Annotated in this window: 1 protein-coding gene; it reads right to left on the bottom strand. The window is 61.6% G+C overall.

The genetic code is table 11. From position 1 onward, the window contains the following. Window positions 1–302 (bottom strand): aminotransferase class III-fold pyridoxal phosphate-dependent enzyme (locus HWX55_RS35925; protein WP_175979098.1); only part of this gene is annotated, 302 nt, incomplete at both ends.

Below are 302 nucleotides of genomic sequence, written 5' to 3'. Positions count from 1 at the left end.
GCGATCGTCGAGCCGTGATAGCCGTTCTTGCGCGAGATCACGTACTTCTTCTGCGGCTTGCCCTGCACGCGCCAGTACTGATGGACGAGTCGCAGCACGGTGTCGTTGCCTTCCGAGCCGCTGTTGCAATAGAAGAAGTGGTTGAAGCCGGCGGGCGTCACTTCCGCGAGCATCGCCGACAGTTCGATCACCGGCGGGTGCGTCGTCTTGAAGAACGTGTTGTAGAACGGCAGTTCCTGGATCTGGCGATACGCGGCGTCGGCGAGTTCCTTGCGGCCGTAGCCGACGTTCACGCACCACAG

Origin of the sequence: Burkholderia sp. BCC1047 (assembly GCF_902833155.1) — a bacterium.
GTDB lineage: Bacteria > Pseudomonadota > Gammaproteobacteria > Burkholderiales > Burkholderiaceae > Burkholderia > Burkholderia sola.
The sequence above is the reverse complement of the archived record's forward strand: the minus strand, read 5'-3'. Positions and strand labels throughout refer to the sequence as shown.